The sequence below is a fragment of the Sphaerothrix gracilis Ecp01 genome (assembly GCF_030405905.1).
Classification (GTDB): Bacteria; Cyanobacteriota; Cyanobacteriia; order Phormidesmidales; family Phormidesmidaceae; genus Sphaerothrix; species Sphaerothrix gracilis.
The window spans coordinates 131,375-150,430 of sequence record NZ_JASATW010000007.1 but is presented as its reverse complement, the minus strand read 5'-3'; the positions used below and the strand labels follow the sequence as shown (position 1 = coordinate 150,430).

The following is a 19,056-nucleotide window of genomic DNA, read 5'->3' as shown; positions in this document are numbered from 1 at the left end:
TAGTTTGGCTACTGGCTCAGACTCGTTAGCTTTCAGCAGTTGCCTCTTCTCTGACCAGCTTGTCCCAGCCGAGATCCTTGAGGTTGTTGTTGCGGCGTAGGGGACGGGTGACCAGCTCTAGGATATCGCGGGCATTGCTAAAGCCGTGAATTTGAGCAAAGGTAAACTCGACTGACCACTTAGTATTGATGCCGCGTGCTTCTAACGGATTGGCGTGGGCCATACCCGTGATGACCAGATCAGGCTCTAGCTGATAGATCCGCTGAATCTGATTATAGTTGTCGGGCTTTTCCACAATCTTGGGGGTAGGCACACCCATTTCATGACAGGTTTGCTCCAGCAGCTTCAGTTCAGCTCCCTGATAGCGCTTATCCATGTAGGGAATGCCAACTTCGTGGACGGTCATGCCGCAGCGGGTGAGGAAACGGGCCATCGAGACTTCTAGCAGGTTGTCCCCCATGAAGTAGACTGACTTACCGCGAATTAGCTTGAGGTAGTCTTCCAGCGATTCCCAAATTTTGGCTTCTCGCTCCTTCATGCCTTGAGGTTCAATGCCCAACACAGAGCAGATTTTCTCAATCCAGGCGCGGGTTCCGTCGGGGCCAATCGGGAACGGCGCGCCAATCAGCTTGCACTTACGGCGGCGCATCAGCGTGGAAGCGGTGCGAGAGAGAAAGGGATTGATGCCCGCGACATAATAGCCCTCTTCTAGAACAGGCAGCTCGGTATAGCGCTTGGAAGGTAGCCAGCCGGACACTTTGACGCCTTGCTTTTTCAGCTCCAGGGTCATCTGAGTCACGACTGGATCGGGCACGGAGCCAAACAGGACTAAGGGGGGATGATCCACATATTCAGACTCTGAGGCCGCTACCTCTTCTTTCTTACGGCCAAAATTCAGCAGCTTGGTGATACCGCCGCGTTCCTCCTTCTCAGCTTCCGCCTCCGGGGCTTGAGTAGGGCAGCGGTGGGCCATTGCCGCTAAGACAGTATCTTCTCCCTGGGTGAAGGCGTAGTCTAAGCCATTAGCTCTGGCTACCACAATGGGAATGCCAATTTCGGATTCGAGGCGAGGGGCTAAGCCTTCGAGATCCATCTTGATAATTTCAGTGGTGCAGGTGCCAATCCAGACAATAACGCTAGGGTTGCGATCGCGCTTAATCTGCAGACACAGCCGCTTGAGCTCATCGTAGTCGTTGAGCTTAGCTGAGATATCGCCCTCTTCTAGCTCAGCCATCGCATAGCGAGGCTCAGCAAAGATCATTACGCCCATAGCGTTCTGGAGGAAGTAGCCGCAGGTCTTAGTGCCGATAACCAAGAAAAAGCTGTCTTCGATTTTCTGGTAGAGCCAGGCTACGCAGCTAATCGGACAAAAAGTATGATAATTCCCGGTTTCGCATTCAAATTCCAGGGCTTGGGGTTGGGTGTTAGCAAGCGTCATGATAAATAAGTTTCTCTCAACAAAAACGAGTTGGTATTAATTAGGCGATCGCTAGGAAGGGACTTTGGGCCGGGGCCGAACGTGAGCATAAGATTCATCTAATTCTCGCGGTAGGGGCTGGCGCGAAGAATTCAGGTCAAAATCTGATGGCGGGGGTGCCCCCTCTGGCAGCATTCTGGGCTGCTCTGGCAAATGTTCTAGCGCCTCATCGGGATTGAAGTTCAGGCCCAATGCCGCCACGATCCGATCCGGATTGCTGCTGAGATCGACGACTAACGGCAGCAGTTGGCCTAGCTGTGGTTCCAAAATAGCCAGGGTTGCCAGGATGAAGCTAGAAGACGGGCGCCGTTGTCCCTGACAGGTTACCCACACCCCCAAACGCACCAGCCAAGAACGATTTTCGCGATAGTAATCTAGCCACTTTTGGCGCAGAGCTTGGCGCAGTTGTTCTGTATTCACATCAGCCTCAGTCTGGATTCAACTCATGTAATGCTGTTGAGAATAAGCTAAAAAGCTTAATTTTTGGGGCTTACTCAAAGGCATCTTGAGCATCCGGCAGCATGGGGGTGACTCCAGCGTCTTCAGCTTCAATCGTTTGGGGCGTGCCACCGTTGTCTAAGGCCATTTCCGGATCAAAGTTGAGTCCTAAAACCTCAACTAAGGCATCTTCATCGGCATTGAGCTGATAAAACGGCACCATCAAGTTGGATAGCTTCGGCTCAATAGCGTTGACCACGCCCAGCACCAAGAATGAGGAAGGACGGCGACCGCCATCGGGCGTGCGGACGGATGTTTGGCGCATCTGTAGCTCTAACCAGGGCCGATTGGCCTGAACATAGTCCAGCCACTTTTGCCGAATGACCGAGGTAAAGTTTTCAAAGAATGCCATAGGTTTGCCTCACTCTAGATTGCGGTTCAGTTACATCATTCAGTTGGCGACAAAAAGTCGTACACAGGATGATACTGCAGCAATCTATCACCGTCCGGCGCGATCGCAAATGAGTTTATATTTTTAGACCATCATCAGGTCTAGCTCATCTTCCTGGGTCTGAGTTTCTACCGGCGGGTTGAGGTAGAAGTCAGACAGCAGGGCAAACAGTTCGCGATCGGCAGCATCCTTAGGCACCACACCTTCGGGAGCGGCCAACACCTGATCGGCAATATTGAGGTAATACTGGCAGACAGGCTTTAGAGAAGGATCGGTTTCGGCCATCTCGAAGATAGTCTTGCCCTTGACGCGAGAAACCCGAATGTCCTCAATGAGTGGCAGAATTTCCAAGACCGGCATTGGCACTGATTCAATATATTTATCGATCAGGTCGCGCTTAGAGGTGCGGTTGCCGATGAGTCCGGCTAGGCGCAGGGGGTGCGTCCGGGCCTTTTCTCGTACCGAAGCGGCAATACGATTGGCGGCAAACAGGGCATCAAAGCCATTGTCCGTCACAATCATGCAGTAGTCCGAGTAGTTCAGCGGCGCGGCAAAGCCGCCGCAGACTACGTCACCTAGAACGTCAAACAAAATCACGTCGTATTCATCAAAGGCATTAAGCTCTTTCAGCAGCTTGACGGTCTCACCGACCACATAGCCGCCGCAGCCTGCACCTGCCGGAGGACCACCTGCTTCTACGCAGTCCACGCCGCCATAGCCTTTGTAGATAACATCTTCCGGCCAGATGTCTTCGTAGTGATAATCCTTTTCCTGCAGCGTATCGATGATGGTGGGGATTAAAAAGCCGGTGAGGGTAAAGGTGCTGTCGTGCTTGGGATCGCAGCCGATTTGCAGCACTTTCTTACCGCGCTTAGCTAGAGCGACCGAGATATTGCAACTCGTGGTGGATTTACCAATACCGCCTTTGCCATAAACAGAGAGTTTCACGCTAGTCGTCTCCAATATTACGTCTGTTTGAAACTGCCTCGTGTCGATGCCAAATCCAACACGCGGGTTTCGACTCGCTGACTGCATTATGGGAAACCCACCGGGTAATAGGGAAGGGGAGCTTCAAAACAATTAACCCTCTTAGGAGCAGCTAGGTCTTTGATTAAAGACATCGACGTCAAAAATCGCGGGAAAAGTCAATTTGAGATTTCAAAAAAATAATTTTTCAGTTTTTGGATTTTAATTTCCTAAAAAGAGAACAAAAGAAAAAAAGAAGGCTTTGGATCTAGTTAGCTGGGACTACCAGGCTCACTAGATCCAGTCACCGGCTCGAACTTTGGCAAGCGATCGCCCAAAAGCCTATTTTTCCGGCTCTATAAACCAGATACCCGCTACAAACAGCCTGCTACCTACGGCGCATCGTCAGACAGGCTCATCCGCCCAGCTAGCGGCTTTCCCAGAGATTGGGGGCAACCAAGAGCAACCTAACCGCCATAAGTCCGGCGATCGCTGCGCCCGGTTGGCTGAAGCACGAGGTTAGTAATGCCGATTGGACTGCTTAGGCAATCGACTTAGGCAATGGCTGAGTAGAGGCTGAACTGAACGCCAGAAAAAGGCTGAGGTGAGTGCGATCGCCTGATTTATTACGAATCATCAAGTTGTTAACTTGATTAACTATCGTAAAGCGGCGCTGCTATCAGTTCGCCCTGCATAACCGTCACTGCCTGACCGCTAATTTCGACGCGATCGCCTGAACTTTTAACCTTCAAAACCCCTCCCCTCGCCGAAATCTGGTGAGCCAGTAGCTCATTTTTTCCTAGAACCTGATGCCAGTAAGGAGTGAGCGAACAGTGAGCCGAGCCTGTCACCGGGTCTTCGTTGATCCCGGCAGCAGGCGCAAAGTAGCGAGACACAAAATCGACGCTGGGATCTTCAGCGCGACTGGTCACAATAACGCCCTGAACCGGCAGGTGTTGCATTAGGGTAAAGTCGGGCTGTAGCAGACGCACATGCTGCTCAGAGGCCAGCTCGACAAAATAGTTTGTGCGATTCTTGCCCACAAACTGAGGCTCAGCGCCCCGTAGCGATCTAAGCAGCTCTGAGTCAGGGGTTACGGCATTGACGGGCTGAGTTGGGAAGTTGAGGGTAATCCAGCCTGCCTCATAGGTAGCTGTGAGTAAACCGCTGCGGGTGTGAAAACGAGCAGTCTCCTCGGTTGAGAGATGTCCTTCATCCCACAGCACATGGGCGCTGGCAAGGGTGGCGTGGCCGCATAGATCCACTTCTACGGCGGGAGTAAACCAGCGCAAATCGTAGCCGTCTGCCTGCGGGACGAGAAACGCGGTTTCGGAGAGGTTCATTTCAGCCGCAACGGCCTGCATCCAGCGCTCGTCTGCAGCTTCAGCCAGTACGCAGACGGCAGCAGGATTACCGGCAAAAGGGCGATCGCTGAAGGCATCAACCTGGCTGATAGTAAAAGTTGTTTGGGGCATGGTGCTCATTGGTTGTAGGTGGCATCTGTCCCTTTTGGCTTTGTTCAGGGACACTCTTGCGGTTACTTGCAGGGGGATTGCTGGCTGCGACTACGCTCAGCCAGCCGTAACTATTCATTAAAGCGGCGCATCAAACCAAAATTCGACTTCTGCCGTTGACTGATCAAATCGGGCCGCATGTTTTTGCTTGGCGGCAACGTGGTACCACTGCCCGACGCCAAAGCGCTGCTCCTGATCGCCTACTATCAAAATCAGCTCTCCCTGAGTAATCAGACCATAGTTATCCGTTTCGTGATCGTGAGGCTCAATGACCGTGCCCGCCGGATAACTCGCGAAATAAACCTGACAGTTTTGGGCAGCGAGATGGAAGGCTTCAAAGGGGCCATCGTACTTGGGTAGCTGACAAATGCGATCGGGAAACATAGTGCTCAACAGCATAATTTGTTCTCAATCATGGCTCAGGCCGATTTGAGTCAGGTATCTAAATTATTCAAGCTCGGTATCGATGCGATCGATAGAGCAGGTTCATAAAAACGATTTTCCCTGCGATCGCGTCACAAGCTGATCTATCAGGCTGAGGCGAAGGGCGATCGCTGAAGGGAGCGTGATCAGAAATGAGGTGCAAGCAGTCTATAAAAAAAGGCATTCCGCAGAATGCCTAATGCTACCTGAGTGAAGGAGTGAGTGTTGAAGTCTAGTCGGCAATACCGCCAAAAGCGCCTTTAAGGGCAGCGATCGCGTCTTCTGCCTGGGCCCAAATGCTGTCGTCAGGATCTTGACCGACCAGTTCACGGGTGCCCAAAGTCAACAAAATGCCTTTAAGCTGCTCTTGGTGTGCCCGGTTTCTAAAGTTGACTTTATTAATCGGGTCAATGGTTTCTTCTAAATCGCCGCCTGTGGTCTGAGCTGCCTTGTGGACAGTTAGCCCGGTCATCACTAGCTCGTGCTTCAGAGCTTCGTGCTGGACGGCTTTTTCGTACAGTGTCAGCTCATTGCCCCCCATCATCTGCCGCAGCTTCTGGACCATTTCGGTGGTTTTGCTATCGGCTTGGGCCTGAATGCCTAGCTTGGTCTGAGCTTCTGCGATCGCGGTGACGTTCTTCTGATCGTCTGCCATCATATTTTCCAGCCGCTCGACAATTTTCTTATCGCCGCTGCAGGCACCCATCAGCGTCCGCTCGTTTTCTAGCATGAGATCTTGCAACGTCCGCATGTCAGCTAGCTTGGTAGCGATCGCTGCGAGTTGAGATTGGCTAGTAGTCGCAACCATAAAAATTCCTAAAAAGTGATAAATCGGATACTTCTATGATTTCGTCAAAGCCAGTTGGCGCGATCACTCCCAGGGGAGAACTCGACTTTATCCAAAGGACGACTTGGCCCGCAGCCGCTATCTGCCTCAAGGCTGAGGTCTGGTTTGCTCACAGGAAACAGCGCTGGCTGAGATAATCAATGGGGGCGCGATCGCTCACTTCGCAATAATAGAGAAAAAAGATTAGGCGGCAATATAGAGATATGAATTATTTAATCGCTGTTTTGGGCGATCGGATTCAGGCGGAAGCGGCTTACTCGGCTCTAGAAAAAGCAGACTTTCCGATGGAGAAGGTTGATATTTTAGGCAGAGGCTACAAAAGCGCCGATGAATATGGCCTAATCGACCCCAAAGATAAAGCTTGGAACCAAATCAAGCTGATGGCGCTGTGGCTGGTGCCCTTTGGCTTCATCGCAGGCTTTTCGTTTAATTTGATCACTGGACTCGACACCTTTAGCTGGGCTGGACGCTTTGGCAATCAGGCGATTGGCGGTCTGCTGGGGGCAGCTTCCGGGGCGCTGGGCAGCTTTATGGTCGGTGGCGGCGCAGGGGTGGCTTTTGGCAGCGGCGATGCTCTCTCCTATCGCAATCGCCTTGATGCGGGTAAGTATCTGGTTGCCGTGAAGGGTACGGATGCCCAGATCAACCGCGCGACGAGAGTTTTGCGGCAGTTTGAGCCAGAGAATATCCAGGGCTATCGCGAGGGAGAGTAATGCTCACTCAAATTCAGCTTAAAAACTTCAAGAGCTATGAATCCAGTACTTTGCCACTAGCAAGACTGACGGTTTTGATTGGAGCAAATGCGTCTGGTAAGAGCAATGCTATTGAAGCTTTACGCATTTTGTCTAGATTAGCCAAAGGAGAGCGATTTGCCTTTATTGGTGGCGCTCATCAGTCAGAAGATCGTATTTTCAGAGGTGAGGTAGAAAATTTGGGCTACAGGGGGGTTAAATCCTTTGAGCTGGCCTGCACTACAACTGAAACAGACTGGCAAAACCTTGAAATTGAGCTGAGTCTCAGTGAAACAGGTGAACTGCACGTTACCCAGGAGAAGGTGACTAGCTCGAACTCGAAGGTTCCTCTATACGAAATTACCAGCGAACCTCAAGGTGCTGGCGGTGATGTCTTTGTTACTTACAATAACTTTGCTCGTGGTGGGAAAAAGCCAAGCATTGTCTGTAGCAGCCATATGGCTATCTTTACGCAGCTTCTCAGTGATATTCGTTTTCGCCCAGAAAACACTAAAAGTCGTGAGATTATTCCAAAAGTAGCTGAAAGATATGTGCGCTGGCTAAGCAGTATTGTTTTTCTGGAGCCTGCACCAAGTACCATGCGTGCTTATGGCCATAAAACAGATAAGATTCTGGAAGAGCATGGTCAGAATCTCTCAGGTGTAATCTACAGACTATGCCGTGAGTTGGGACTCAAAACCGAGGTTTTGGATTTTATTCAAAGTCTTCCCGAACAAGATATTCAGGACATTAGCTTTATTGAAACGCCTCGTGATGAGGTGATGCTGAGACTGACCGAAACATTTGGAGGCACTGCAACCCTTTGTGATGCGGCCATTCTCTCCGACGGTACCTTGAGAGTTCTTGCAATTGCGGCAGCCCTGCTTTCAGCACCAGAGGAAAGCCTAGTTGTGATTGAAGAAATTGATAATGGCGTACATCCAAGTAGAGCCGCTGACTTGTTGGAACGTATTTCTAGGATTGCTCAGCGGCGCAATCTACGTGTTTTAATCAGTAGCCATAATCCGGCGCTCCTGGATGCCTTACCTGATAGCGCCGTTCCAGAAACTGTTTTTTGTTACCGCAGTCTAGAAAATGGTTCGAGCCAGTTGATACGCTTGCAAGACATTCCAGATTATCCTGAACTAATTGCTCAAGGCTCTATTGGGCAGCTTATGACGCAAGGGCTTTTAGAGCGATTCGTTAAACACTATCCAGGAGCGGAGCAAAAGAGACAAAATGCGATGAGATGGCTAGAATCTCTTAGTGAAATTGGAGAATCTGCCTAATGCGCGCGGTGGCTATTGTAGATACCTCAGTCTTCTGCAATGTCTTGGATATTCCTAAAATGAATAGCGATCGCGCTCAGGTAATGCAAGAACTAAAACAGTATTTGGAATCAGATACCAACTTACTGTTACCGATGGCCGCAGTGTATGAGACGGGTAATCACATAGCGCAAATCAAAACACAAAATAGAAGCGGTAGCAACCGCCGACATCACGCAGAGCAGTTTATTGGGCAGGTCAAAAAAGCTATCGTAGGCGAAGCACCCTGGCAAGTAATTCAGGTACCCACGCTACAAGAGATTGAAGGATGGCTAAACGCTTTTCCTGACTCAGCTATGCGAGGGGCTGGAGTCGGTGATCTATCTATCATTAAAGAATGGGAAAAACTCAAAAACAAGATACCTAACCGTCGCATTTTTATCTGGTCTTTGGATAAAGATCTTCAAGGATATGATTACTGCCCCTAGCGATATAATCTAAGACTTTAGCGATCGCTCTTTGTTTTATCGCTCAATGAGACTCCATAAAGTATGACGGACTACACCGCAATCCGACGGTTGGCCCTGGCGTTTGATGTAATAGTGGATGACTTAGTTGAAATCCTAGAAGAATAGTAGAGTCATCATTGCCTGATGTGTTCATGTTCAATGAAAGGCTAAAGCAGCTATGAAAATTGGGATTATCGGCAGTGGCAACATGGGGCGTTCTTTAGGATTGCTGTGGGCTGAGCAAGGGCATGAAGTTTTCTTTGGTTCGCGGACTCAAGAGAAGGGGCAGTCAGTCGCTGCACTGGCCGAAGACGGAACCCAGGGAGGTACTAACGACGAAGCAGCTAGCTTCGGCGATGTGCTGCTCTACACGGCGCGCGGGATTAATCCGGCAGAGGTCTTTACCTCCCTTGACATCCTGGACGACAAGATTCTGATCGACTGCAATAACTCTGAAATTCCAGAGGGATTTGCCTATCCTCCGATTGAGCAGTCTCTGGCTGAAAAATTGGCTATGGAAGCGCCCAAGGCAAAAGTGGTTAAAGCTTTCAATACGATGGCTCAAGAAGTATTTGAGCTAGCGCCTGATCCGCTCAGGGACTATGGAGTTTCCGTTTTCGTCTGTGCTGATGATGGTGAAGCTCGTCAAACAGTTATGCAGCTAGCAGAAGAGATTGGCTTTGTTCCGGTTGACTGTGGGGAGCTACGTCACGCTCGCCTGGTAGAGGGGCTAGGGGACTTTATTCGACTCATGCTGATCGGTCAAATGAAAACTCCCTATGCCACAATTTCTGTGAATGTCTTACCTGCGGCTTCGGGGCAAAGGCTAGGCGGACGTCAAACTTCCAACCTGTCCTAGCCATGTCGCACGCTGCGACACTATTTTATGTCTATCCTCATTCGTCGGCCTTGCGTTTCTGACGTCCCCTCTCTCACTGATCTTTACAACCACTATATTCGCACCACTGCCATCACCTTTGACGTTGAGCCTTTTACGGTAGAGCAGCGATCGCGGTGGTTTCATCACTACGCCGAAACCGGGCGGCATCAGCTTTTCGTGGCAGAACTGTCAGGTGAAGTGGTTGGTTATGCCAGCAGTAGCCAGCTCCGCACCAAAGCTGCCTATGACACCTCCGTTGAAACTAGCGTCTATCTCAATCCAAAAGCTCATGGTAAGGGGCTTGGCAGTCAGCTCTATCAAACCCTGTTTGAGGCGTTAGCGAAGGAAGACGTACATCGGGCCTATGCCGGAATCACTTTGCCCAATACCGCCTCGATCGCACTGCATAAAAAGTTTGGCTTCATGAGTGTAGGAACTTATCAAGAAGTGGGGCGCAAGTTTGATCGCTACTGGGATGTCGAGTGGTTTGAAAAGGCGCTTTAGAGAGCTATTTTTAGATCTACGCTCAAGACAATATCCTTGCAGCCTGACTCAGGAGACTATTACTTTCCTAGGGGAGCGAGTGCTGCGCGAAAGCATCGTTTACGAAGCAGTAAGCTTGCAAATTCTGAGCAGATGGGGCTATGACATCCTCTGCTTATAGACTGAAATATACAATTCAGCTTGGGTAAAAAGATGTGAAAATTTCCGGAATTTTTAGAATGCTGGCAAATCAAACTGATTTCATCAAGATAGTTTAACTATTTATAGAAGCATCTATCTGAAGTTATAAAAAGCGGCGATTGCTTAGATTTCTTAAGCTTCAAGAAATATTTTGGACTGAATGTAGATGCTGACCTGAGCATAAAAACAACGAAATAAAGGCTTTTGAGATGCTTCGACAATGATCCCTGACGTATTCTCTGGCTAAACGATTACCGGAAGAAATAGCAAAACAATTTTTTGACACTTCAAGAGTAATCAGCCCTCAAATGCTTTATTTGCAGAACATAGAAACATTTTTAGAATTTATTGCCTACAAACTGGCGATAAGCTGAGCAACGATCGCTTTCCGCTTTTAGTTTTGTAATCTCCAGGGAATGCTTTTTATAGTGGACAAGTTGTTGCTAAACATTGAGCAATAACTGTCAACAGAATATCGGAATAGCTATAATGCAAATAGAAGAGTCTAGAGATAAACGTGTTCTTTAAGTTCAAACCACGCTGCAACAGCTTCAAGACTATAGGACTACGACACAGTTACCTTCAGACCATTAGCGATCGCTCCGGCTAGAGCATTTTTGCCCTAATGGCTGAGGATTAGATTCCCCGTGAATCGGTGTTTCAAGGCTGGTTGCAGGTTTTATTAAACCCAGGGGGAAACTATGAATAAGCCAGATGTATTGACGATAGAGCAACAGTTTAGGCTACAGGTTCTCAGACAGCAAGTTGACAGCCTAACCCTAGAAGAAGCTCAAGAATACCTGTTTGAAGCCCTAAAGCAGTTGATGATCAAAGACAATTGGGTAAAGCAGATATTTAAAGAGTGCTATCTGCCAGAGTTTGTTTCAAGTGGGTAGCCGGGGCAAAGACTGAGATAACCGGAGCAGCATGAGAAGACAAAGCTTATGCGATTACCCATCGACTCCAGGCGGCTACCGTCTGGAGTCAAAAATCTAAATACCCCAAATACCCCGGATAAAATATGTAGCCGACATAGAAGCTACTCCGCTAAAGAGTCTAGAAAGCTACATTTGCCCATCGAGAGATCGAACAGGTGAAACCCATATTTTTGCGACAGTTCCTCAAATACCCGCAGTCCCCGTACGCTATTGCCATTTTTGTCTAACAGCGGCGAAAACACCGCAATCCCCGCCTGATTGGGCACTACAGCTAAAATCCCACCGGAAACACCGCTTTTCGCCGGAATGCCCACCCGGTAGGCCCATTCCCCGGCAAAGTTGTACATGCCGCAGGTGTACATAACGCTGAGAATATCGCGTACATAGTCTGGATTGATTGCTTGTTCCTGAGTCACCGGGTTAATACCACGATTCGCTAGCGTAGCTGCCATCAGCGCTAGGTCGTGGCAGTTGACTAAAAGCGCACACTGCTGAAAATAAAGGTCTAGCGCCTCCTCAATTGCGCCAGTAATCATGCCAAAATTCAGCATTAGATGAGCCATTGCCCGATTGCGGTGCCCAGTGGAGCGCTCGGACATGAAGGTGGAAATGTCGATGAACACTTCATGGCCGACATAGCGGCGAAACATCGCCATCAGCCGATTCAGTCGCTCAGTGGGGTCAGTACCTTTGATCAGGCTTGTGGTGGCGATCGCTCCGGCGTTGATCATGGGGTTGTCTGGGCGCTTGGAGTCTTCGTCTAGGCGGATGAGAGAATTAAACGGATCTCCCGTTGGTTCAACCCCCACCTTATGCAATAGGGCTTCCCGACCGTGGTCTTCCAGGGCCATGCCGTAGGTGCAGACCTTAGAAATGGACTGAATCGTGAAGGTCTGCTCAAAGTCACCCACCTCGTAGGTCTGGCCGTTTACCGTCACCACGCTGATGGCAAACCAGTTTGGATCAGCCTTAGTCAGCTCTGGGATGTAGCTAGCAGCATGCCCGTCCGTCAACGGCTGATATTTTTCATGAAGCGCTTTAAGAAACTGCTGGAACTGAGACATCAACTGCGCTTACCAAAAAGATTTTGCCGCGCGGTATCGTCCATCTTGACCCGGCTGCGTTCGTCGCGCAGCAGGGCCAAGCCTGCCTGTACCGCAGGCCGCTGATTAATGGCCTCAAACCAGCGCTTCACCTGGGGGTAGTCAGCCAAATTTTGGCCCTGATTTTCATAGGAAATCAGCCAGGGAAAGATGGCCATATCGGCAATTGAATAGTCCCCGGCGACATACTCAACTTCCTCTAATCGCTTATCTAAAACGCCATACAGACGGGCAGCTTCATTGGTGTAGCGATCGATCGCATAGGGAATTTTCTCCGGTGCGTACTGGCGAAAGTGATGGGCTTGTCCCAACATGGGGCCAATGCTGCCCATCTGAAACATCAGCCATTGCAGCGTAACGTAGCGATCGCCCGAACTTTCCGCCATAAACTGCCCGGTCTTGTCGGCTAGATAGAGCAAAATTGCGCCGGACTCAAACAGGGAGATGGGTTCCTGTTCTGGCCCCTCTGGATCTACAATGGCAGGCATTTTATTGTTGGGGCTGACTTGAAGAAACTCTGGCTTGAACTGATCCCCTGCCATAATGTTGACCGGAATGGTGTTGTAGGGCAGGCCCATTTCCTCCAGGCAAATGCTGATTTTCCAGCCGTTAGGGGTAGGCCAGTAATAAAGATCGATGGGTTGTGGCATGAGTTTGAAGACCGTTGGCAATTCACGTTAATGATAAAGGGCAAAGCTGAAATTCATCTGCATCGCCCATGCTGCTAACAACGGAAGTGCGCTGGTTCCAGACCGGGAAGCTGCCGCGATCGCTGACTGACTGGTTTGCCTCAGAGCTAGGGGCTGTGCCGATTGCCCAAGAAAGGCGAACAGACTGCTATCTGTTACTCCCCCACGACACGTTTCTAGGGGTGAAGTTTCGTCAAGGCAGTCTAGAGGTGAAGTGGCGACAGGCGGCGCTGGGGCAGGCGCAGGCAGGCGATCGCTGGGCAGGTCAGCTAGAGCGCTGGATTAAGTGGAGTCATACGGATGCAGCCAGTCGTGACCATCCTCAGTTGCAGGCGTACTTGCAGAGTGAAAGCTGGATCGAAGTCACAAAAGCGCGATCGCAGCGCATCTACCAGGTTGAAAACAATCAGGTTACGCCAACTGAGCCGCAAAAGCGAGTCAGCCAAGCCTGTAGCCTAGAACTCACTCAGCTAGAAGCCGCCCATCAAGCCTGGTGGACAGTTGGCTTAGAAGCTTCCGGCAGTTCGCAGCAGTCCCTAGCGGCTTTGCAGCTAACCCTATCCTGGCTGTCAGCATCAACCCAAAATCTACCTCAGTTGGAACTATCCGCTTCCTATGCCTATCCTCATTGGTTAGCTCAGCTTTAGTGTCTGCCGTAGCGGCGTTGTGCCTAGGATTGAAATTACTAAGCTTACGGCAAATGTGCGTAACCGAGAGGACAACAGCTGTCCCCGAACGCTGTCTACCGCTTTAGAAAGAGATTAACCGCATCTAGTCGGCTGTCTGCCGCTTTGTAGAGGCGAGCTGCCGCTGGCCTTCGGTAATCTGAGCCAGCAGGACATGTTTAAACCTTATGACAACATCGACAAAACTGATGCCGGGCACTCCCGCCCCTGAGCTGACCGTCAAGACGGTTGCGGGCAAGCCGTGGAACCTGGCTAACCAGTCCCCTGAAAACTTCACGATGGTCGTTTTTTACCGAGGACTCCACTGTCCTATCTGTAAGACCTATTTAGAGGAACTGGAACAAAAGCTCGATCGCTTTGCCCAGATCGGGGTTGAGCCAATTGCCATCAGCGGTGACAGTGCTGAGCGAGCCAAAGAGACTCACTCAGACTGGGACGTCAATGCCCTTACAGTTGGCTACGACTTCAGCATTGATGATATGCGCCGCTGGGGACTTTATATTTCAGCGGGTGCTGCTGACAAAGAACCTGATCTGTTTGGTGAACCGGCTCTGTATCTGATTCGTCCCACAGGCGAGCTGTACTATGTCGGCCTCAATAACGCCCCGTTCGCCCGTCCTACCTTCGACGATCTTTTAGACGGGCTAGACTTCATTCTGCAAAACGACTATCCCACTCGAGGAGCCGCCTAAGAATTTGAAAGTCAGAGCTAGCGATCGCGTTTGGGATTTTGCCATAAGCGCGATCGCTAGTTTTTGGGTTTATTAGATTCAAAGGAAGCTGCATAGAGCGATCGAAAGCCAAACACATCTTTTAGCTGAGCACCAGATGCTGAGGGAGACGCGGGCAGCCTGTTTTAGTGTTTCTCGGCAAAGGACTGACCGCAGCTATCGTCGGCGCAGACCGGATAGGCTGACGTATAAGTGCTGTCCCGTTTGCCGAAAAGCGCATAGCGGTTGTCCCGAACTTGCTCATAGGCGCGATCGCCCGCCCATTTCACACCGGGTAAAGCCTGATAGGCGCTGATGAAGATGTTGCCTGCCGGTAGTAAATGACCAATTTCCTCCGCAGCGTCACTGCCTTGCCAGCGACGCTGCGGATTCGCAGCATCTAGCAAAATCATGCCCATCTCACAGTCATCTGGCGTAATCTGATACTCGTTTAAGGTGGCTGCGTCTTGCATGGGCACGTAACGAAATCGCTGTCCCTGATCGAGTCGCTCCAGTAGCTGCACTAAAGTTGTGCAGAGATTGCAGTTACCGTCGTAGATTACGTAGTGCATAAAAAGTAGTGCATAAAAATATTACAGTGAGAATATTCGTAGCCAGATGAACTTTTTTGGCTGCCTGCCTATGATACCGAAGACAGATTTTTGGCCGCTCTTAACCTGATCTTTACGTTCAGGGTGTAGATTTCGTCACGAGTATGTGAGTAATTCTGAACGGTTCAGAATCAATTTTTGTGAGGGAGTGAGGTACTTGATGTTTTTTAATTTGCGGACTATGCGTTTTGCTTATTCGGTTTCTCTGGTAGCTTTGCTAGCTGGCTTAGCAGCCTGTGGCGGTGGTGAAACCACCACTTCTGAAGAAGGTGCATCTGAAACAGCTAGTGCTGAAGGCGGTTCTGAACTCTCTGGCAGCATTGCTATTGATGGTTCTAGCACAGTTTTCCCGATCTCTGAGGCAATGGCCGAAGAGTTTCAGAAAGCCAATCCTGGCGTGCAGATTACGGTAGGGGCTTCTGGAACTGGCGGTGGTTTTGAGAAGTTTTGCAATGGCGAAACCCAAATTTCTGATGCTTCTCGCGAAGTTAAGCCAGAAGAGATTGAAAACTGCGAAGCTAACGGCATCGAGATGATCGAACTGCCGGTGGCTACTGACGCTCTAACCGTTGTGGTTAATCCTGATAACGACTGGGTTCAGTGCCTCACTATCGATCAGCTCAATACCATCTGGTCCCCTGAAGCTGAAGGCACTGTTGAAAACTGGAATCAGGTTGATCCTAGCTTTCCCGATGCTCCCTTGGTTCTTTACGGGCCGGGCACTGACTCAGGTACCTTTGACTACTTCACTGAGGAGATTAACGGTGAGGAGGGAGCAAGCCGCAGTGACTATACCGCCAGCGAAGATGACAACGTTCTGGTTCAAGGTGTTGCAGGCGATACCAATGCGCTGGGCTACTTTGGCTATGCCTACTACTTCGAGAATCAGGACAGCATGAAGGCAGTAGCCATCGACTCTGGCGAAGGCTGCGTCGAGCCGAGCGAAGAGAATGTTCTAGAGGGTAACTACACGCCGCTGTCCCGTCCGCTGCGTATCTACGTCAGCAAGCAGGCGGCTGAGGAAAACGAAGCCGTACAGGCATTTGTTGACTTCTACCTCGATCCGGCTAATAAAGAGTACGTAGCCGACACAGGTTATGTGCCGATGGCGGATGAAAAGTACTCCGAGGCTCAAGGGAAGTTTGAGTCGGGCGAAGTCAAGACTGTTGAGTAGTTGGTTTAACTGACGCTGAGTTTGCTGTCAGAGCTGAGGTTTTTTCTGGGAATCTTGGCTCTGATAGCCTTTGGGGACATTTTAAGCAGACGCTTGCTGATAGAGTTATCAGCCTGCCGATAGAAAGCGGAAGGTCAAAATGACAGATAGTGTTTTACCGAAACCATTAGGAGAGAGTGTTCGCGGCGATCGCTGGCAGCCAAACCGGTCAGCCAGTAAGCTAACGCAGAAATTTATTGTTATTCTTTTTGGCGCTTTTGCCTTTGTCTCAGTCGCGACGACGATTGGCATTGTCTTAACGCTTATTTTTGAAACGATTGAATTCTTTCTAGAAGTTTCTCCTTGGGAGTTTTTCACCGCAACCCGCTGGTCGCCGACATTTGCTAATCCTAGGTTTGGCATCATCGTGCTGCTGTGCGGGACTTTTTTAACCTCAGTGATTGGCCTGCTGGTAGCTGTACCGCTGGGATTACTTTCGGCAGTTTGTTTGAGCGAGTATGCCCCTAGGTCGCTGCGGGCCTGGTTGAAGCCAGCTCTAGAAATTCTAGCTGGAGTACCTACGGTTGTTTTCGGCTATTTTGCCCTACTGATGGTGACCCCCTTTCTAAAAACATTTGTGCCAGGGTTATCGACCTTCAATTCCCTGAGTGCAGGCATTGTCCTAGGGTTTGCAATTCTGCCGACCGTCGCTTCTCTGAGCGAAGATGCCATTTTTGCGGTTCCTGCTAGCCTGAGGCAAGGATCTTACGCCTTGGGAGCTACTAAGCGGGAAACAGTCACAGGTGTAGTGTTGCCAGCCGCCCTGTCGGGAATTGTGGCGTCTATCGTCCTAGGTGTTTCTAGAGCCGTGGGTGAGACAATGATTGTGACTCTCGCGGCGGGTCAGAGTCCGACTCTAACCCTTGATCCTCGCAGCGCCGTCCAGACAATGACGGCCTTTATTGTCCAGGTTACTAAGGGAGATGCGCCCTACGGCTCAATTGAGTTTAAGACTCTCTTTGCGGTCGGCATGACCCTCTTTGTGATTACGCTACTGCTGAATGTTTTCAGCTTTTGGTTCGTTCGTCGGTTCCAGGAGAAATACGAATAATGTCTGCTGCTTCTGAGCAAGATCCCAGAGAGATACTGCATGAGCCTAGGGAAACGAATTTTAATCCCGATCTTCAGAGTCGCTACCGTGTTGACAAGTTTTTCAAGGTGGTGAGCTGGGTTGCTACTTTTTCAGGCATTGTGGTGCTAGCGGTGCTATTGATTGGTATTTTAGTCAGTGGCTTATCCAGTTTGGATTTTGAGTTCATCACCAGTCCGCCTTCTCGCAGACCAGAAGAAGCAGGCATTTGGCCTGCCCTTATCGGTACAGTTTATTTGCTCATTATTACAGCGCTCGTTTGTTTTCCGATTGGTGTAGGTTCAGGCATTTTCTTGGAAGAATTTGCCAGTGACAATCTATTTACCAAGATTGTTGAAATTAATATCAGCAACTTAGCCGCTGTTCCCTCAATCATCTACGGGATGCTGGGATTGTTCGTCTTTGCTCGTATCTTTGAACCGCTTACCGGAGGCCGCAGCATCATCTCAGGCGCGCTGACGCTGGCCCTTTTGATTTTGCCTGTGATCATCGTGGCTACGCGAGAGGCACTAAGGGCCGTTCCAGACAGTTTGCGCTTGGCCGGGATGGCTTTGGGATCGACGCGGTGGCAGACTGTACGCAGTCATGTGCTGCCCCAGGCTATCCCCGGCATTATGACCGGCACTATTTTGGCTCTATCCCGCGCCATTGGCGAAACCGCGCCCCTAATCGTAGTGGGTGCCGCTACCTTTGTGCCCTTTGCCCCGGAGTTCTCCCTGGACGGACTGAGATCTAGCTTTACCGCTATGCCCATTCAAATTTTTAGCTGGGTTGGACGGCCTCAAGATGGGTTTCATGCCATTGCGGCCTCAGCCATTATCGTGCTGATGCTTTTGCTGTTCGTCATGAATGGAACGGCTATCTGGCTGCGCAACAAGTTTCAAAGATCCCTTTAGTTCAGTGCGATCGCATCTTCCAAAATCCTGCCATTCATTTGTTCAGTAAGAGGCTGTTCCCTTATGCAATCTCAGCAATCTCCATCTTCTACCGCTGTGGAAACAGAACGTATCTTCCACGTGCAAGATACGGGCTACTACTACGGCTCTAACCTGGCGGTTCGCGGCGTCAATCTAGAGGTTCCGGGCAAAAAAATTACGGCGTTTATCGGCCCGTCTGGCTGTGGTAAGAGTACGGTGCTACGCTGCTTCAATCGCTTAAACGATCTGATTCCTAGCGCCCATATTAAAGGCCGCATCACCTATCGCGGCGTGGATATTTACGATAAGCGTATCGATCCGATTGAGCTGCGCCGTCGCATCGGCATGGTATTTCAAAAGCCCAATCCTTTCCCCAAATCTATCTATGACAACATTGCCTTTGGTGCCCGGATCAATGGCTACCAGGGCGACATGGATGAGCTGATTGAGCGATCGCTCAAAGGAGCCGCCCTGTGGGAGGAAGTGAAAGATAAGCTGCAGGATAGCGGCCTATCGCTTTCCGGCGGGCAGCAACAGCGGCTCTGTATTGCCCGGGCGATCGCCATTGAGCCAGAAGTCATTTTGATGGACGAACCTTGTTCAGCTTTAGACCCCATCTCCACGCTCAAAATAGAGGAGCTGATGCATGAGCTGAAGGAAAACTACACCATCATCATCGTCACCCACAACATGCAGCAGGCGTCTCGCGTCTCTGATAAGACAGCCTTCTTCAACGCTGAAGCGACTGATCAAGGCGGCAAAGTGGGCTACCTAGTTGAGTTTGACGATACCCAGAAAATCTTCAGCAATCCCCAGCAGGAGCAGACCCGCGATTACGTATCCGGTCGCTTCGGCTAGATTTACTCAAAGGCGTGTAACAACCTATAGAGGCGGGCAATGCCCGCCCTACC

At 50.2% G+C, this 19,056-nt stretch carries 23 protein-coding genes; 13 read left to right on the top strand and 10 right to left on the bottom strand.

Going from position 1 to position 19,056, the window contains the following annotated elements:
* Window positions 1–25 precede the first annotated feature (25 nt).
* From QJQ48_RS09845 to bchL, 4 genes are all read right to left on the bottom strand, one after another.
* Window positions 26–1,438, bottom strand: a complete 1,413-nt coding sequence (locus tag QJQ48_RS09845) for a ferredoxin:protochlorophyllide reductase (ATP-dependent) subunit N (protein ID WP_346291050.1) — start codon at window positions 1,436–1,438, stop codon at window positions 26–28.
* 51 nt (window positions 1,439–1,489) lie between these two features.
* The gene (locus QJQ48_RS09840) at window positions 1,490–1,897 is read right to left on the bottom strand and encodes a DUF5331 domain-containing protein (protein WP_346291049.1); all 408 of its coding nucleotides are present in this window, start codon (window positions 1,895–1,897) and stop codon (window positions 1,490–1,492) included.
* 70 nt (window positions 1,898–1,967) lie between these two features.
* Window positions 1,968–2,327 (bottom strand): DUF5331 domain-containing protein, encoded by a 360-nt coding sequence (locus QJQ48_RS09835; protein ID WP_346291048.1) that lies wholly within the window; start codon window positions 2,325–2,327, stop codon window positions 1,968–1,970.
* Between the two features lie 123 nt (window positions 2,328–2,450).
* Window positions 2,451–3,314, bottom strand: coding sequence for a ferredoxin:protochlorophyllide reductase (ATP-dependent) iron-sulfur ATP-binding protein (gene bchL / locus QJQ48_RS09830; protein ID WP_346291047.1), 864 nt, complete (start codon window positions 3,312–3,314; stop codon window positions 2,451–2,453).
* A 337-nt stretch (window positions 3,315–3,651) separates the two neighbouring features.
* On the opposite strand from bchL, the gene QJQ48_RS09825 reads away from it, so the two are divergent.
* Window positions 3,652–3,855: a hypothetical protein gene (locus tag QJQ48_RS09825; RefSeq protein ID WP_346291046.1), complete on the top strand. Its 204-nt coding sequence runs from the start codon at window positions 3,652–3,654 to the stop codon at window positions 3,853–3,855.
* A 130-nt stretch (window positions 3,856–3,985) separates the two neighbouring features.
* Here the strand turns inward: QJQ48_RS09825 and QJQ48_RS09820 are convergent, their stop codons facing one another.
* The 3 genes from QJQ48_RS09820 to QJQ48_RS09810 form a co-directional block, all read right to left on the bottom strand.
* Complete coding sequence (locus QJQ48_RS09820) at window positions 3,986–4,807, bottom strand: PhzF family phenazine biosynthesis protein (protein WP_428843038.1); 822 nt, start codon at window positions 4,805–4,807, stop codon at window positions 3,986–3,988.
* Window positions 4,808–4,924: 117 nt separating this feature from the next.
* Window positions 4,925–5,245, bottom strand: coding sequence for a cupin domain-containing protein (locus tag QJQ48_RS09815; protein ID WP_346291044.1), 321 nt, complete (start codon window positions 5,243–5,245; stop codon window positions 4,925–4,927).
* Between the two features lie 256 nt (window positions 5,246–5,501).
* On the bottom strand, window positions 5,502–6,077 hold the full coding sequence (locus QJQ48_RS09810) for a hemerythrin HHE cation-binding protein (protein ID WP_346291043.1): 576 nt from the start codon (window positions 6,075–6,077) through the stop codon (window positions 5,502–5,504).
* Between the two features lie 242 nt (window positions 6,078–6,319).
* On the opposite strand from QJQ48_RS09810, the gene QJQ48_RS09805 reads away from it, so the two are divergent.
* The 6 genes from QJQ48_RS09805 to QJQ48_RS09780 all read left to right on the top strand — a co-directional run bounded on the left by QJQ48_RS09805 (window position 6,320) and on the right by QJQ48_RS09780 (window position 11,084).
* Window positions 6,320–6,829, top strand: coding sequence for a hypothetical protein (locus QJQ48_RS09805; RefSeq protein ID WP_346291042.1), 510 nt, complete (start codon window positions 6,320–6,322; stop codon window positions 6,827–6,829).
* Window positions 6,829–8,136 (top strand): AAA family ATPase, encoded by a 1,308-nt coding sequence (locus QJQ48_RS09800; protein WP_346291041.1) that lies wholly within the window; start codon window positions 6,829–6,831, stop codon window positions 8,134–8,136. The genes QJQ48_RS09805 and QJQ48_RS09800 overlap by 1 nt, the downstream gene beginning before the upstream one ends.
* The gene (locus tag QJQ48_RS09795; protein WP_346291040.1) at window positions 8,136–8,603 is read left to right on the top strand and encodes a hypothetical protein; all 468 of its coding nucleotides are present in this window, start codon (window positions 8,136–8,138) and stop codon (window positions 8,601–8,603) included. The genes QJQ48_RS09800 and QJQ48_RS09795 overlap by 1 nt, the downstream gene beginning before the upstream one ends.
* 199 nt (window positions 8,604–8,802) lie before the next feature.
* A complete protein-coding gene (locus tag QJQ48_RS09790) occupies window positions 8,803–9,483 on the top strand; it encodes an NADPH-dependent F420 reductase (protein WP_346291039.1) in 681 nt (226 codons plus the stop codon).
* A 27-nt stretch (window positions 9,484–9,510) separates the two neighbouring features.
* Window positions 9,511–10,008: a GNAT family N-acetyltransferase gene (locus QJQ48_RS09785; protein WP_346291038.1), complete on the top strand. Its 498-nt coding sequence runs from the start codon at window positions 9,511–9,513 to the stop codon at window positions 10,006–10,008.
* Window positions 10,009–10,889: 881 nt separating this feature from the next.
* Window positions 10,890–11,084: an NblA/ycf18 family protein gene (locus QJQ48_RS09780; RefSeq protein WP_346291037.1), complete on the top strand. Its 195-nt coding sequence runs from the start codon at window positions 10,890–10,892 to the stop codon at window positions 11,082–11,084.
* Window positions 11,085–11,227: 143 nt separating this feature from the next.
* On the opposite strand, the gene glsA is transcribed toward QJQ48_RS09780, so the two are convergent.
* Entirely contained in the window at window positions 11,228–12,190 is a 963-nt protein-coding gene (glsA, locus tag QJQ48_RS09775) for a glutaminase A (protein WP_346291036.1), read from the bottom strand.
* Window positions 12,190–12,879: a glutathione S-transferase N-terminal domain-containing protein gene (locus tag QJQ48_RS09770; protein ID WP_346291035.1), complete on the bottom strand. Its 690-nt coding sequence runs from the start codon at window positions 12,877–12,879 to the stop codon at window positions 12,190–12,192. The genes glsA and QJQ48_RS09770 overlap by 1 nt, the downstream gene beginning before the upstream one ends.
* 68 nt (window positions 12,880–12,947) lie before the next feature.
* Between QJQ48_RS09770 and QJQ48_RS09765 the strand changes: the two genes are divergently transcribed.
* Together QJQ48_RS09765 and QJQ48_RS09760 are read left to right on the top strand one after the other, a co-directional pair.
* The gene (locus QJQ48_RS09765) at window positions 12,948–13,565 is read left to right on the top strand and encodes a hypothetical protein (protein ID WP_346291034.1); all 618 of its coding nucleotides are present in this window, start codon (window positions 12,948–12,950) and stop codon (window positions 13,563–13,565) included.
* 206 nt (window positions 13,566–13,771) lie between these two features.
* Window positions 13,772–14,296: a peroxiredoxin-like family protein gene (locus tag QJQ48_RS09760; protein ID WP_346291033.1), complete on the top strand. Its 525-nt coding sequence runs from the start codon at window positions 13,772–13,774 to the stop codon at window positions 14,294–14,296.
* 164 nt (window positions 14,297–14,460) lie between these two features.
* Here the strand turns inward: QJQ48_RS09760 and QJQ48_RS09755 are convergent, their stop codons facing one another.
* Window positions 14,461–14,886 (bottom strand): thiol-disulfide oxidoreductase DCC family protein, encoded by a 426-nt coding sequence (locus tag QJQ48_RS09755; RefSeq protein ID WP_346291032.1) that lies wholly within the window; start codon window positions 14,884–14,886, stop codon window positions 14,461–14,463.
* Between the two features lie 220 nt (window positions 14,887–15,106).
* Between QJQ48_RS09755 and QJQ48_RS09750 the strand changes: the two genes are divergently transcribed.
* From QJQ48_RS09750 to pstB, 4 genes are all read left to right on the top strand, one after another.
* Complete coding sequence (locus QJQ48_RS09750; protein ID WP_346291031.1) at window positions 15,107–16,099, top strand: PstS family phosphate ABC transporter substrate-binding protein; 993 nt, start codon at window positions 15,107–15,109, stop codon at window positions 16,097–16,099.
* Between the two features lie 139 nt (window positions 16,100–16,238).
* Window positions 16,239–17,189, top strand: coding sequence for a phosphate ABC transporter permease subunit PstC (gene pstC, locus QJQ48_RS09745; protein ID WP_346291030.1), 951 nt, complete (start codon window positions 16,239–16,241; stop codon window positions 17,187–17,189).
* Complete coding sequence (gene pstA, locus QJQ48_RS09740; protein WP_346291029.1) at window positions 17,189–18,124, top strand: phosphate ABC transporter permease PstA; 936 nt, start codon at window positions 17,189–17,191, stop codon at window positions 18,122–18,124. Before pstC ends, pstA begins: the two co-directional genes overlap by 1 nt.
* 63 nt (window positions 18,125–18,187) lie before the next feature.
* Entirely contained in the window at window positions 18,188–19,003 is an 816-nt protein-coding gene (gene pstB / locus QJQ48_RS09735) for a phosphate ABC transporter ATP-binding protein PstB (RefSeq protein ID WP_346291028.1), read from the top strand.
* The last annotated feature ends 53 nt before the right edge of the window (window positions 19,004–19,056 follow it).